Annotated in this window: 12 protein-coding genes; 2 read left to right on the plus strand and 10 right to left on the minus strand. The window is 63.3% G+C overall.

All coding sequences use genetic code 11. The features are described from left to right. Position 1: 1 nt before the first annotated feature. From P5703_RS18110 to P5703_RS18120, 3 genes are read right to left on the minus strand one after another with little or no spacing between them, the layout of a single operon-like run. The gene (locus P5703_RS18110) at positions 2-547 is read right to left on the minus strand and encodes a MotA/TolQ/ExbB proton channel family protein (RefSeq protein ID WP_011912010.1); all 546 of its coding nucleotides are present in this window, start codon (positions 545-547) and stop codon (positions 2-4) included. Then, complete coding sequence (locus P5703_RS18115) at positions 540-1,886, minus strand: MotA/TolQ/ExbB proton channel family protein (protein WP_020306668.1); 1,347 nt, start codon at positions 1,884-1,886, stop codon at positions 540-542. The genes P5703_RS18110 and P5703_RS18115 overlap by 8 nt, the downstream gene beginning before the upstream one ends. Beyond that, the gene (locus P5703_RS18120; protein ID WP_020306669.1) at positions 1,883-2,668 is read right to left on the minus strand and encodes a DUF3450 domain-containing protein; all 786 of its coding nucleotides are present in this window, start codon (positions 2,666-2,668) and stop codon (positions 1,883-1,885) included. Before P5703_RS18120 ends, P5703_RS18115 begins: the two co-directional genes overlap by 4 nt. A gap of 184 nt (positions 2,669-2,852) precedes the next feature. Here P5703_RS18120 and P5703_RS18125 point away from each other — a divergent pair, with 184 nt between their 5' ends. Further along, complete coding sequence (locus tag P5703_RS18125; RefSeq protein ID WP_020306670.1) at positions 2,853-3,521, plus strand: OmpW/AlkL family protein; 669 nt, start codon at positions 2,853-2,855, stop codon at positions 3,519-3,521. Between the two features lie 70 nt (positions 3,522-3,591). On the opposite strand, the gene P5703_RS18130 is transcribed toward P5703_RS18125, so the two are convergent. The 4 genes from P5703_RS18130 to P5703_RS18145 all read right to left on the minus strand — a co-directional run bounded on the left by P5703_RS18130 (position 3,592) and on the right by P5703_RS18145 (position 7,439). Next, entirely contained in the window at positions 3,592-4,521 is a 930-nt protein-coding gene (locus tag P5703_RS18130) for an NAD-dependent epimerase/dehydratase family protein (RefSeq protein ID WP_049326034.1), read from the minus strand. After that, positions 4,514-5,398, minus strand: a complete 885-nt coding sequence (locus P5703_RS18135; RefSeq protein WP_049326035.1) for a sugar nucleotide-binding protein — start codon at positions 5,396-5,398, stop codon at positions 4,514-4,516. Before P5703_RS18135 ends, P5703_RS18130 begins: the two co-directional genes overlap by 8 nt. Positions 5,399-5,408: 10 nt before the next feature. Then, the gene (locus P5703_RS18140; protein WP_003281797.1) at positions 5,409-5,900 is read right to left on the minus strand and encodes a single-stranded DNA-binding protein; all 492 of its coding nucleotides are present in this window, start codon (positions 5,898-5,900) and stop codon (positions 5,409-5,411) included. 171 nt (positions 5,901-6,071) lie between these two features. Continuing rightward, complete coding sequence (locus P5703_RS18145; RefSeq protein ID WP_108241452.1) at positions 6,072-7,439, minus strand: MFS transporter; 1,368 nt, start codon at positions 7,437-7,439, stop codon at positions 6,072-6,074. A gap of 131 nt (positions 7,440-7,570) precedes the next feature. Here P5703_RS18145 and uvrA point away from each other — a divergent pair, with 131 nt between their 5' ends. After that, positions 7,571-10,408, plus strand: a complete 2,838-nt coding sequence (gene uvrA / locus P5703_RS18150; protein WP_125852884.1) for an excinuclease ABC subunit UvrA — start codon at positions 7,571-7,573, stop codon at positions 10,406-10,408. Positions 10,409-10,480: 72 nt separating this feature from the next. Here uvrA and P5703_RS18155 read toward each other — a convergent pair whose 3' ends face one another. The 3 genes from P5703_RS18155 to P5703_RS18165 form a co-directional block, all read right to left on the minus strand. After that, positions 10,481-11,938, minus strand: coding sequence for a catalase (locus P5703_RS18155; RefSeq protein WP_125852883.1), 1,458 nt, complete (start codon positions 11,936-11,938; stop codon positions 10,481-10,483). A 161-nt stretch (positions 11,939-12,099) separates the two neighbouring features. After that, entirely contained in the window at positions 12,100-12,489 is a 390-nt protein-coding gene (gene rplQ, locus P5703_RS18160; RefSeq protein WP_011912000.1) for a 50S ribosomal protein L17, read from the minus strand. A gap of 45 nt (positions 12,490-12,534) precedes the next feature. Then, positions 12,535-13,536 carry a DNA-directed RNA polymerase subunit alpha gene (locus P5703_RS18165; protein WP_003293045.1) on the minus strand — a complete coding sequence of 334 codons (1,002 nt, stop codon included), beginning with the start codon at positions 13,534-13,536 and terminating at the stop codon, positions 12,535-12,537. Positions 13,537-13,539: the final 3 nt, after the last annotated feature.

Here is a 13,539-nt window from a genome sequence, read left to right on the forward strand (position 1 = left end):
CTCAATCGTGACGCAGCTGGTCGGCCAGCCGGTCGAGAGACTGGCGCGCGATTCGCTCGAGGCGCGCCAGACTGAACAATCCCGTGATGGCCAGCACCATGCCAGCCATGGTCGGCAGGGTCGCCTGCCAGACGCCCGCAGCCATGCCGCGAGGGTTGCCGGTGCCGCTGAGCGCCAGCACATCGAAAACCGCGATCATGCCGCTGACCGTGCCCAGCAGGCCGAGCAGCGGATACATCGCAACCAGCGTCTTGCTCAACCGCAGCGGGCCGGACAGCTGCTGCTGCGCCTGCGCCAGCCAGGCCAGGCGCACGGCGCGCTGCCAGCTACCGGGCTCATCGGCCAGCTGTGCCCAGGCCTGCCGGCGCGACTCGACCCAATGCGGGAAGACCCGACGCATGAACCACAGGCGCTCGAACACCAGCGTCCAATACAGCACGCACAGGCCGGCCAATGCCCACATCACCACCCCACCCGCGGTCATGAAGTCGAGCAGCGCGTGACCGCTGTCGACGACACTCAGCCAGTGAGCGCGCAGATCAGTCACGGCGTGGTGCTCCGGACAGATGCAGCGCGATCAGCCCGGCGCTCTGCTGTTCCAGCAGTTGGATCAGCGCCTTGCTGCGGCTGGCCAACAGGCTGTGCAGGAACAGCAGCGGAATCGCCACCACCAGGCCCAGCACCGTGGTCACCAGCGCCTGGGAAATGCCGTCGGCCATCAGCCGCGAATCGCCGCCCCCACTCTGGGTGATGGCCTGGAAGGTGATGATCATGCCGGTCACGGTACCCAGCAGGCCGAGCAGCGGCGCCACGGCGGCGAGCAGCTTGAGCAGCGGTTGGCCACGCTCCAGCGGCGGGGTTTCCTGCAGGATGGCTTCGTCCAGCTTGAGCTCCAGCGTCTCCAGGTCCGACAGCTGCGGCTTGGGCCCCAGCACGCCGATGATGCGGCCGAGCGGGTTGTCGTCGCGCGGATGATTGAGCTCGCGCATCTGACTTCCAACCTTGCGGCCAATGCCACCGAGATAGACCATGCGCCAGATCGCCAGCAGCAGACCGATGGCGCCGAGCACCAGGATCACGCCACCGACCAGACCGCCCTGCTTGACGCGATCCCACAGGTCCGGCTGGCGCTGCAACTGCGCCAGCAGGGTACCCCGGCTCGGGTCGACAGGCAGCGTGGCCAGGGCATCGGAGCTTTTCAGGTAATCCTCGATCAGGCCCGTGCCGGAAGGCTGACGCGGCGGCACCAGCAGCTCCCCGGCATCAGCGTCGTAGCGCAGGAAGGCGTCGTTGGTAAAGGCGGAGAAGCTGCCGACACGCAGTACCGGCTGCTCGCTGCGCGCACCGTCGGTGCCCACCACCGGCAGTTGCACGCGCTCGACGCGGCCGCTGGCCGCCAGGTCTTCGAGGAGGGTCATCCAGAAGGCATCGAGGTCATCGGCTGATGGCAAGGCACGACTTTCGGCCAGGCTGCGCAGCTGCTTGAGCCGCTCGGGATACTGGGCATTGAGCAGGCTATCCTGCCACTGGCCGGCGATATCACCGGCACTCTGCCGCACCACGCCGAACAGCTCGCCGAGATGACCGACACGCTGTGCCAGCAGCTTTTCCTGCTCGGCCAGCTCCGCTTCCTGGCGGTCGAATTCAGCCTTCAGCCGCTCGGCCTCGGCCTTCTGCTCTGCGAGGGCAGCCCGTGCGCGTGACAGCAGTTGCTGCTGCTCGCCACGGTCACGCACGAAGGCCTGCTCGCGGGTCTGCATGGCGCTGACCTCGGCCGCGCGGTCGCTGCGAATGCGCTCGAGCAGCTGGTCGGGACTGAGCGGCTCCGCCGCATGAGAGGTGAGCGGCAGCAGCGCGACAAGGAACAGGGAAAACAGACGGCTCATTGCGCGGCCTCCTCGGCCAGGGTCTTCACGGGCAGTTGCAGATATGCGGGCGCCTGCTGCTGGCGGGCAATGGCGATGGCCTGGGTCAGCGGCCGCCGGGCGCTGCCATCGAGCACTTCCCAGCTGCGCGTCTGCGGGTTCCACCAGCCGCTCTCGTGGGCATCGAGGGTCTGGTAATAGAGCATCACCCGGCCCAGGCGGAGGAACTCGACGCTACGCGAATCACCATCGCCGGGCAGTTCGCCGCGCCACGCTTCCAGCGTGCGGCCGTAGTCGCTTTCGATCTGATAGGCCTCGAGGATGCGCCGATACTTCTCCGCCAGGCTGACGTCGGCACGCGGCAGCAGGTCCTGCAGGCCGGCCAGGCGATCAGCGCGCTCCTCGGGCAGGAACGGCAAGTCGGCTGCGATGAACTCGCCGAGCACCTCGACCATGCGACTCATCTGCGGCGTTACCGCTTCCTGGGTGCGCTCGATGCTGTCCAGCTGGCGCTGGAAGCCCAGCAGTTCCTTGCGCTGCGCAGCGGTCAATTCCTGCAGCTGCTTGTTGTAGGCCTTCAGGGCTTCGGTCTGCTGCAGCGCGTTGCGGTACTCGGTGAGCATCTCGCGCGTGGCGTCGTCGAGCTGATCGATCCGCGCCTGCGAAGCCTTGGCTTCGGCAGACAGGCGCTCGCTCTCATCGAGCGCAGCGTCCAGCGGGGCCGCGGAGAGCGACCCGGCATACAGGTGCAGGCAGCACGGCAGCACGGCAACCGCCAACAGGCGGGGGATGAAGGAAGGCATGGAGGGGTCCTTGCAGACGGTCGTTAACTCAAAAGAGAAACATTATCATCTGTGAATTGACGCAAAGCAACCCGGGCATTACGTCGCAGCTGACGACGCGGCTTTCATTGAGCTGGATCAAAAAGCCCAAGCGCCCACTCCCTACCATGGCCCCCAATCGCATTCCAACAAACGGAGCATCATCATGCGCAAGACCCTGTTCACCGCTTCCGCGCTGGCCCTGGCGCTGGCCGCCCCCTTCGCCCAGGCTTTCGAAGCCGGGGACATCATCGTTCGCGCCGGTGCGGTTACCGTTGATCCGCGTGAGGATAGCGGTAACATCAAAGCTGGCGGCGCAGCACTGCCTGGTACTGGCGCAACCCTGAATAGCGATACCCAGCTGGGGCTGAACTTCGCTTACATGGTGACGGACAAGGTCGGTATCGAACTACTGGCTGCCACCCCATTCAGCCACGATGTGGGTACTAAGGGCCTGGGAGGCCTTAAGCTGGGTGAAGTAAAACACCTGCCCCCGACCCTGAGCGTCGTTTACTACCCGCTCGAGAAAACCTCTGCGTTCCAGCCTTACGTTGGGGCCGGCATCAACTACACTTGGTTCTTCGATGACAAGCTGACCAGTGAGGCCGAGAATTCAGCCCTGCAGCTCCGCGGTCTCGATATGAAAGATTCTTGGGGCCTGGCTGCTCAAGTTGGCATGGACTACATGCTGACCGACAACATCATGCTCAACGCCCAGGTTCGCTATATCGACATCGACACCACTGGCACGACCTATTCTGGCGACACTAAGATCAAAGTCGACGTAGACGTCGACCCCTTCGTCTACATGGTCGGCCTCGGCTACAAGTTCTGACGAATCGGCCCGACCGAGTCTCAGACAGACAAAAGGCGCCAGTGGCGCCTTTTGTCTTTTCCGGTTTCGCTTACTTGCCCAATAAACGGGCCAGCCCTTCGCGCATGCTGGTCGGCGGTTCTGGCACGCGGTAGCGCTGAACCAGTCGCGCATTGTTCGCCCGCGAATGACGGATGTCTCCCGAACGCGCCGCCTGATAGCTCACCTCGGGCAGATCCCCCAGCACATCGCCAATCGCGTCGAGCAGCTGGTTCAACGATGTCGCCTTGTTGAGCCCAACGTTCACCGCCCCTTCCGGCGCATCCGGAGCTTCGAGTGCCTGCACCAGCACCTCGACCAGATCCCCTACATAGATGAAATCCCGCGTCTGCTCGCCATCGCCGAACACCGCAATCGGCAGCCCCTTCTGCGCCCGCTCGGTGAAGATGCTGATCACCCCGGAATAGGGCGACGACGGATCCTGCCGAGGGCCGTAAACATTGAAGAAGCGGAACACCACCGGCTCCAGACCATGCTGGCGCCGATAGAAATCCAGATAGTGCTCACTGGCCAGCTTGTCCGCGGCGTAGGGGGTAAGCGGCGCCTTCGCGGTGGCTTCATCGATGGCCTGGCCTTCCCCGTTGTTGCCATAGACCGCCGCGCTCGAGGCAAACAAAACTCGCTTCACGCCTGCCTCACGCATGGCTTCGCACAGATTGAGCGTGCCTATCAGGTTGCTCTGATGCGTACCGAGCGGATCGTCCACCGACGCTTGCACCGAGGCCACCGCGGCCAGATGCACCACGGCGCGACAACCCTGCACCGAGCGACGCACGCATTCGGCATCGGCGACATCACCAACGATCAGCTCGACGCGCTCATCCTGTGGCAGGTTCTCACGCTTGCCAGTGGACAGATTGTCCAGCACCCGAACGGCGTAACCTCGTGCCAGCAGTGCATCGACCAGGTTGGAGCCGATGAAGCCGGCGCCACCAGTGATCAGGATCGGGGCATCAGCCATGGCGGTAATAACGCTCCAGCAGGCTCGGCAGGCCGGTGCGCCAGGCACGCGGCTTGATACCGAAGGTGGTGAATATCTTCTTGCAGGCCAGCACGCCGTGCTGCGGCTCAGCCGCGGCATCCGAACAGTCGGCGTGCGCGACCGGCGTCAGCTTGGCGGTCGTCACATCGCGATACTTGGCGGCCTCGCCAAGCAGCGCCTGCGCGACCAGCAGCGGCGTCGAAGCTTCGTGGCAGCCGTAATGGTAGGTGCCCCACAACGGGGCCTGGCAATCGAGCTGCTTGAGCACTGCAAGAATGACTCTCGCGGCGTCATCCACCGGCGTCGGATTGCCACGGCGATCGTCCGCCAGCAGGATCGCCTCGCTCTGCTCCAGCCGTTGCAGAACACGCCCCAGCACACCGTCACGACTGTCGTCGAGCAGCCAGCCGAAACGCAACAGCACATGACGCGGGCACAGCGCCCGCACGCTCTGCTCGATGCGCCAGAGCGCCTGCCCCCGGGCATCCAGCGGCGCGACCTCATCCTTTTCGCTGTAGGCAGTGGTGCGCGCGCCATCGAACACGCGGTAGCTCGAAGGCTGCAGGAGAACGAAATCGTGGTGCTGGCACAGCTCGGCAAGCCGCTCCACAGCGCGCTCCTGAGCCGCGAGCGCCGGTTCGTTGGGCTGCCCGCTCTGGAACCAGTCGTAGTAGTAGGCGAGGTTGATGACGACATCCGGACGGTTGTCGTCGAGCAACTGGGTAAGACTGGCGGCATCCCAGCCCTGGGCGGGCGGGCGCGGCGCGAGAAAACCGATGTCTTCCTCGGCGCCGAGGCGGATGAGCGCCTGGCCCAGGGCATTGCCGCCGCCCAACAGCATCAGGCGCATTCGCATTCAGGAAACTCTAGAAGGGGATGTCGTCATCGAAGCTGTCATAGTCCGGCGCCGGCTGCTGCCGTGCGGCCGGCTGCTGCGGCTGAGCCTGCTGACGCGGAGCCTGTTGCGGCTCGCGCTGCGGGCGCGGCTGACGTGGCGCGTCATCGGAACTGCCGCCACGGCCGCCGAGCAGCTGCATGGTGCCATTCATGTCGACGACGATTTCGGTGGTGTAGCGCTTGACGCCATCCTTCTCCCACTCGCGAGTCTGCAGGCGGCCTTCGATGTAGCACTGCGAACCCTTGCGCAGGTACTCGCCGGCGATCTCGGCGACCTTGCCGAACAGCACCACACGGTGCCACTCGGTGCGCTCCTGAAGCTGACCGGTCTGCTTGTCCTTCCAGCTGTCGGTGGTTGCCAGCGTGATGTTGGTCACCGCATTGCCATTGGGCATGTAGCGGGTTTCCGGGTCGCCGCCGACATTGCCGATCAAGATGACTTTGTTCACCCCTCTGGCCATGGGTAACTCCTCTTGGAACATTGAATTTAAGTGGGCTCACCGATGGCGATCCTGCTACCAGGAGACCCGATGACCGCGAATCTTACCTCAGCCACCCCTGACAACCAACCAACGCGCCAGCAAGTTGCGTCGCCGTGCGCAGCACCACGGCCGCGACGAGCGTCGTGTTGGTCAGGCAACCAAACGATCCAGCGCGTCGCGATCCAGCACCAGGGTATCGACCTTCACATAGGCCGCCGCCTCGTCGAGCACGATCAGCACATCGCTCACGCCGGGCACGTGCAGCAGGTCGGTCTCGAGCCGGGTGTTGCTCAGCGCGCCGGCCGAAAGCGGCAGGCGCAGGCTGGTGACATAGGGAGGCTCGCGCATGCTGAAGGCGATCACGAACCACAGTGCGCAGAGTGCCGCGCAGCCAGCGAACACCAGGGCCAGCCCGCCCTGCTGATAGAGCATGCCGCCCAGGACGCCGCCCAGCCCGGCACCGAGGAACTGACTGGTGGAGTAGACCCCCATGGCGGTGCCCTTGCCACCTGCCGGCGCCACCTTGCTGATCAGCGACGGCAACGACGCCTCAAGCAGATTGAAGGCGACGAAGAAGGCAACCATGCCCACCACCAGCATCCACAGGCCGTTGCCGAACCACCAGAAGAACAGCTCGCACAGCAGCAGCGCACAGACGGCACCGAGCAGCACGCGGCGCATCTGGCGCTTCTTCTCGCCATAGATGATGAACGGAATCATGCCGAAGAAGCCGATCAGCAGCGCGGTCAGGTAGACCCACCAATGCTCGTCCTTGGGCAATGCGCCCTGCTCCACCAGCGCCAGCGGCAGCGCGACGAAGCTCGCCATGAGAATCGCGTGTAACGCCAGGATGCTGAAATCCAGCCGCAGCAGGTCTGGATGACGCAACGTCAGACCCAGCGCCTGCCGGGCGACCCCGGATTCCCGATGACGGACATGGGCCTGGGCCTTGGGCAGCAGCGCAACGATGAGCCCGCCAACCACTGCCATCGCCGCCGTCACCCAGAACAACCCGGAAAGACCGAAGGCACGCGTCAACAGGGGGCCGATGATCATGGCCACGGCAAAGGAGAAGCCGATGCTCACCCCGATCAGCGCCATCGCCTTGGTCCGGTGTTGCTCGCGGGTCAGGTCGGACAGCAACGCCATCACCGCGGCGGAGATCGCGCCGGCGCCCTGCAGCACCCGCCCCGCGACCACACCCCAGATGCTGTCGGACATCGCCGCCAGAACCGCGCCGGCGGCGAAGATCGCCAGACCGAAATAGATGATCGGCAGGCGCCCGATGCGGTCAGAGAGAATGCCGAAGGGAATTTGCAGCAGCGCCTGGGTCAAACCATAGGCACCGATGGCAAGGCCGATCAGGGTCGGCGTAGCGCCTTCCAGGTCCATGCCGTAGGTTGCCAGCACGGGCAAAACCATGAACATGCCGAGCATGCGAAAAGCGAACACCAGCGCCAGCCCGGAAGCTGCGCGTTTTTCGCTGGCGCTCATGCGCTCGCTGTAGGGGTCCTGCATGGAGGGTCTCGCTTGTATGAACCGGCGGCGATTCTAGCAGCCCTCCCCCGCTCGGCACAGGCGCGCGGTTTTGCCGCGACTATCACCCCGGCCGTATACTTTCGGGTTTCCGCCCGCCACGCGAGGCTGTTTTGGACAAGATTCTGATTCGTGGGGCTCGCACCCACAACCTGAAGAACATCGACCTCACCCTGCCACGCGACAAGCTGATCGTCATCACCGGCCTCTCCGGCTCCGGCAAGTCTTCGCTGGCGTTCGACACGCTTTATGCCGAAGGCCAGCGCCGCTATGTCGAATCGCTCTCGGCCTATGCCCGGCAGTTCCTTTCGATGATGGAAAAGCCCGACGTGGACACCATCGAAGGGCTTTCCCCGGCCATTTCGATCGAACAAAAGTCGACATCACACAACCCGCGCTCCACCGTCGGCACCATCACCGAGATCTACGATTACCTGCGCCTGCTCTACGCGCGGGTCGGCACACCACGCTGCCCGGACCATGACGCGCCGCTGGAAGCGCAAACCGTCAGTCAGATGGTCGACCAGGTCCTGGCGCTGCCAGAAGGGCGCAAGCTGATGCTGCTGGCACCCGTCATTCGCGAGCGCAAGGGCGAGCACCTGGCCGTGTTCGACGAGTTGCGGGCCCAGGGCTTCGTTCGCTCCCGCGTCAACGGCCGCCTCTACGAACTGGACGAACTGCCCAAGCTGGACAAACAGAAGAAGCACTCCATCGATGTCGTGGTGGATCGCTTCAAGGTTCGCGGCGACCTGCAGCAGCGTCTGGCCGAATCCTTCGAGACGGCGCTGAAACTGGCGGACGGCATCGCGCTGGTCGCACCCATGGACGAGGACGAAGAAAGCGAGGAGATGATCTTCTCGGCACGCTTCGCCTGCCCGATCTGCGGTCACTCCATCAGCGAGCTGGAACCCAAGCTGTTCTCCTTCAACAACCCGGCAGGTGCCTGCCCGACCTGCGATGGCCTGGGCGTGAAGCAGTTCTTCGATGCCAAGCGCCTGGTCAACGGCGAACTCACCCTGGCCGAAGGCGCGATCCGCGGCTGGGACCGGCGCAACGTCTATTACTTCCAGATGCTCGGCTCGCTGTCCTCGCATTACGGGTTCAGTCTGGACGAGCCCTTCGACTCACTGGCCGCCGAGCACCAGAAGTTCATCCTGCGCGGAAGCGGCCGGGAGAACGTCGAGTTCCGTTACCTCAATGACCGTGGGGACATCGTCAGGCGCTCGCATCCGTTCGAAGGCATCATCCCCAACCTCGAACGCCGCTACCGCGAGACCGAGTCCACTTCGGTGCGCGAAGAGCTGGCGAAGTACCTCAGCACTCAGCCCTGCCCGGAATGCCGCGGCACCCGCCTGCGCCGCGAGGCTCGCCACGTGTGGGTTGGGGACAAGACACTGCCGGCGGTCACGGCACTGCCCATCGGCGACGCCACCGATTATTTCGGCGGACTCTCGCTCAGCGGTCGTCGCGGCGAAATCGCCGACAAGATCCTCAAGGAGATCCGCGAGCGTCTGCAGTTCCTGGTCAATGTCGGCCTCGATTACCTGACCCTCGACCGCAGTGCGGACACGCTGTCCGGCGGCGAGGCCCAGCGCATCCGACTGGCGAGCCAGATCGGCGCCGGCCTGGTCGGTGTGATGTACATCCTCGATGAGCCCTCGATCGGCCTGCACCAGCGCGACAACGAGCGCCTGCTGGGCACCCTTCGTCACCTGCGCGACATCGGCAACACGGTGATCGTGGTCGAGCATGACGAGGACGCCATCCGCCTTGCCGACTACGTGGTGGACATCGGCCCGGGGGCCGGGGTGCACGGTGGCCGCATCGTCGCCGAGGGTACCCCCGACGAGGTGATGGCGCACCCGGACTCCCTGACCGGCAAGTACCTCTCCGGCCGGGTGACGATCAATTACCCACCGGAACGCACCCGTCGCGACCCGAAAAAGCTGCTCAAGCTCAAGGGCGCCCGCGGCAACAACCTGCGTAACGTCGATCTGGAGATCCCGGTGGGGCTGCTGACCTGCATCACCGGCGTATCCGGCTCGGGCAAGTCGACGCTGATCAACAACACGCTGTTTCCGATCACTGCCACGGCGCTCAATGGCGCGTCCACCCTGGAGGTGGCGCCCTACGACAGCTTCGACGGCCTGCAGCACCTCGACAAGGTCGTCGACATCGACCAGAGCCCCATCGGCCGCACCCCACGTTCCAACCCGGCGACCTACACCGGCCTGTTCACGCCCATCCGCGAACTCTTTGCCGGGGTACCGGAGGCCCGCTCGCGCGGTTACGGGCCGGGACGCTTCTCCTTCAATGTAAAGGGCGGCCGCTGCGAAGCCTGCCAGGGCGACGGTGTGATCAAGGTGGAAATGCATTTTCTACCGGACATCTACGTCCCCTGCGACGTGTGCAAGGGCAAGCGCTACAACCGCGAGACACTGGAGGTGAAGTACAAGGGCAAGAGCATCACCGAGGTACTGGACATGACGATCGAGGAAGCTCGCGAATTCTTCGATCCGGTGCCGGCAGTTGCACGCAAGCTGCAAACCCTGATGGACGTCGGGCTGTCGTACATCAAGCTGGGGCAGAGCGCGACCACGCTGTCGGGGGGCGAAGCGCAACGGGTGAAGCTGTCCCGCGAGCTGTCCAAACGCGACACCGGCAAGACCCTGTACATCCTCGACGAGCCCACCACCGGCCTGCACTTCGCCGACATCCAGCAGCTACTCGACGTGCTGCATCGCCTGCGTGACCACGGCAACACGGTGGTGGTCATCGAGCACAATCTGGACGTGATCAAAACCGCTGACTGGCTGGTGGACCTCGGCCCGGAAGGCGGCTCCAAGGGCGGCCAGATCATCGCCAGCGGCACACCGGAGGAGGTCGCGGAAATGTCACAGTCGCACACCGGGCATTTCCTCAAACCGCTGCTGGAGCGCGACCGTCACTGACGACCAGCCGCAAAAAAGCCGGGCTCTTCCGGGGCCCGGCTTCTGCGCTCTACGGCTCGGTACAGCTTAGGCTTAGGCGACTTCGTTCGGATCGATACCCAGTCCCCGGGCGATACCCGCCCCGTATGCCGGGTCGGCCTTGAAGAAGTGCCCCAGCTGACGCAACTGCACGTCTCGCGAAACGCCTGCCATCGCACCGACGATATTGCCGATCAGCAGATTCTGCTGCTCAGCTGTCATCAGACGGAACAGAGCTCCCGCCTGACTGAAATAGTCTTCATCGGCCCTGTGGTCATATCGGTCAGCCGTACCGGAGAGCGCAAGCGCCGGTTCGGCGTACTGCGCTGCCTGCTTAGGGGCGTCGCTGTAGCTGTTCGGCTCGTAGTTGGGCGCCGAACCACCGTTGCCATCAAAACGCATCGCGCCATCACGCTGATAGTTGTGGACCGGGCAACGCGGCGCATTGACCGGAAGCTGCTGATGGTTGGTGCCGACGCGGTAGCGATGGGCATCGGCGTAAGCGAATACCCGCCCCTGAAGCATGCGATCCGGCGACAGGCCGATACCCGGGACGACGTTGCTCGGGGCAAAGGCAGCCTGTTCGACCTCGGCGAAATAGTTCTGCGGATTGCGATTCAGCTCGACTACCCCCACTTCGATCAGCGGAAACTCCTTCTGCGACCAGACCTTGGTGACGTCGAAAGGATTTTCGGCACGGTTGGCCGCCTCCGCCTCGCTCATCGCCTGGATGCAGAGCTTCCACCTGGGAAACTCGCTCCGCTCGATCGCGTGGAAAAGATCCCGCTGCGCATAATCGGGATCGCTGCCGGCAAGGCGTGCTGCCTCGCTCGGATGCAGGTTTCTGATCCCTTGCATGCTCTTGAAGTGGAACTTCACCCAGTGCCGCTCGCCTTCACTATTAACCAGGCTGAAGGTGTGGCTGCCGAAGCCGTGCATGAACCGATAACCATCGGGGATGCCACGATCGGAAAACAGGATGGTGACCTGATGCAACGCCTCGGGCGAGTGCGACCAGAAATCCCACATCATCTGCGGGCTCTTCAGATTGCTCCATGGGTCACGCTTTTGCGTATGGATGAAATCCGGAAATTTCAGCGGATCGCGGATGAAGAAGACCGGCGTGTTGTTACCCACGACGTCCCAATTGCCTTCCTCGGTATAGAACTTCACCGCGAAGCCGCGAGGATCACGCTCGGTATCCGCCGAGCCGCGCTCACCCCCTACCGTGGAAAAGCGCAGGAACAGGGGCGTTTGCTTGCCAACGGACTCGAACAGCTTGGCACGGGTGAGGTGAGTTATGTCTGCGGTCACGGTAAACGTGCCATAGGCCCCGGAGCCCTTGGCGTGCACACGACGCTCCGGAATGACTTCGCGGTTGAAATGGGCGAGCTTTTCGACCAAGTGGAAGTCATCCAGCAACAAAGGGCCACGAGGCCCGGCTGAACGAGAATTCTGATTGTCGGCAACGGGGGCGCCACCAGCGGTGGTGAGGGTCTTGCCTTGGCTCATGCTGTATCTCCTTGTACATACCGGTTAAGTCGGCTTGAGGAGAATTCTAACGAGACGCCAATAAAGAACTAATTTATTAAACGAACCAAGCTGATAGAGCAGCACCATCGTTCAGACAATAAAAAACCGGGCCTAGGCCCGGTTCTTCATACAGCGGCCGATTACTCGGCTGCGGCTTCAACCTCACCAGCGACCGGACGGTCAACCAGCTCGACGTAAGCCATAGGTGCGTTGTCCCCTGCGCGGAAACCGCACTTGAGGATGCGCAGATAGCCGCCCTGACGGGTGGCGTAGCGCTTGCCCAGATCGTTGAACAGCTTGCCTACAGCAGCTTTCGAACGGGTACGGTCGAAAGCCAGGCGGCGGTTGGCAACGCTGTCTTCCTTGGCCAGGGTGATCAGCGGCTCGGCAACGCGACGCAGTTCTTTGGCCTTGGGCAGGGTGGTCTTGATCAGTTCGTGCTCGAACAGCGACACCGCCATGTTCTGGAACATGGCCTTGCGGTGGGCGCTGGTGCGGCTCAGATGACGGCCACTTTTACGATGACGCATGATTGAAATTCCTTACCAAACGTTCAGTTCGGTTACTGGGGGCGATCAGGCAGTGGCCTTATCGTCCTTCTTGAGACTTGCCGGCGGCCAGTTATCCAGGCGCATACCGAGGGACAAACCACGCGAAGCCAGAACGTCCTTGATCTCGGTCAGGGACTTCTTGCCCAGGTTCGGCGTTTTCAACAGCTCTACTTCGGTGCGCTGAATCAGATCACCAATGTAGTAGATGTTCTCTGCCTTGAGGCAGTTGGCCGAACGTACGGTCAGTTCCAGGTCATCCACCGGACGCAACAGGATCGGATCGATCTCGTCTTCCTGCTCGACAACCACCGGCTCGCTGTCGCCCTTCAGGTCGACGAACGCAGCCAGCTGCTGTTGCAGGATGGTCGCTGCACGACGGATCGCCTCTTCGGGATCCAGGGTGCCGTTGGTTTCCAGGTCAATGACCAGCTTGTCCAGGTTGGTGCGCTGCTCGACACGAGCATTCTCGACCACATAAGCCACGCGACGAACCGGGCTGAAGGTGGCGTCGAGCTGAAGACGACCGATGCTACGGCTTTCATCTTCGTCGCTCTGACGCGCATCAGCAGGCTCGTAACCACGGCCGCGAGCGACCTTGAGCTTCATGTTGAGCGAGCCGTTGGCCGCCAGATTGGCGATCAGGTGATCGCCATTGACGATTTCAACATCGTGATCCAGCTGGATATCGGCAGCGGTAACAGCGCCCGCGCCCTTCTTCACCAGGCTCAAGGTCACTTCATCACGGCCGTGCAGCTTGATGGCGATACCTTTGAGGTTGAGCAGGATTTCGATTACATCTTCCTGCACGCCCTCGATGGCGCTGTACTCGTGGAGCACACCGTCGATCTCAGCCTCGACCACAGCGCAGCCGGGCATGGAGGACAACAGAATACGACGCAGCGCGTTGCCCAGGGTGTGGCCAAAACCACGCTCGAGGGGCTCGAGAGTGATCTTGGCACGGGTCGGACTGACCACCTGCACATCGATATGGCGGGGGGTCAGGAACTCATTTACCGAACTCTGCATGGA

Origin of the sequence: Stutzerimonas sp. FeSN7, from assembly GCF_030263795.1 — a bacterium.
Lineage (GTDB): Bacteria > Pseudomonadota > Gammaproteobacteria > Pseudomonadales > Pseudomonadaceae > Stutzerimonas > Stutzerimonas stutzeri.

Excerpts from the sequence above, each read along its gene's own strand:
- P5703_RS18130 (WP_049326034.1), bottom strand. The coding sequence starts at position 4,521 with ATGGCTGATGCCCCGATCCTGATCACTGGTGGCGCCGGCTTCATCGGC.
- P5703_RS18120 (WP_020306669.1), bottom strand. The coding sequence starts at position 2,668 with ATGCCTTCCTTCATCCCCCGCCTGTTGGCGGTTGCCGTGCTGCCGTGC.
- rplQ (WP_011912000.1), bottom strand. The coding sequence starts at position 12,489 with ATGCGTCATCGTAAAAGTGGCCGTCATCTGAGCCGCACCAGCGCCCAC.
- P5703_RS18165 (WP_003293045.1), bottom strand. The coding sequence starts at position 13,536 with ATGCAGAGTTCGGTAAATGAGTTCCTGACCCCCCGCCATATCGATGTG.
- P5703_RS18135 (WP_049326035.1), bottom strand. The coding sequence starts at position 5,398 with ATGCGAATGCGCCTGATGCTGTTGGGCGGCGGCAATGCCCTGGGCCAG.
- P5703_RS18140 (WP_003281797.1), bottom strand. The coding sequence starts at position 5,900 with ATGGCCAGAGGGGTGAACAAAGTCATCTTGATCGGCAATGTCGGCGGC.
- P5703_RS18115 (WP_020306668.1), bottom strand. The coding sequence starts at position 1,886 with ATGAGCCGTCTGTTTTCCCTGTTCCTTGTCGCGCTGCTGCCGCTCACC.
- P5703_RS18125 (WP_020306670.1), top strand. The coding sequence starts at position 2,853 with ATGCGCAAGACCCTGTTCACCGCTTCCGCGCTGGCCCTGGCGCTGGCC.
- P5703_RS18155 (WP_125852883.1), bottom strand. The coding sequence starts at position 11,938 with ATGAGCCAAGGCAAGACCCTCACCACCGCTGGTGGCGCCCCCGTTGCC.
- P5703_RS18145 (WP_108241452.1), bottom strand. The coding sequence starts at position 7,439 with ATGCAGGACCCCTACAGCGAGCGCATGAGCGCCAGCGAAAAACGCGCA.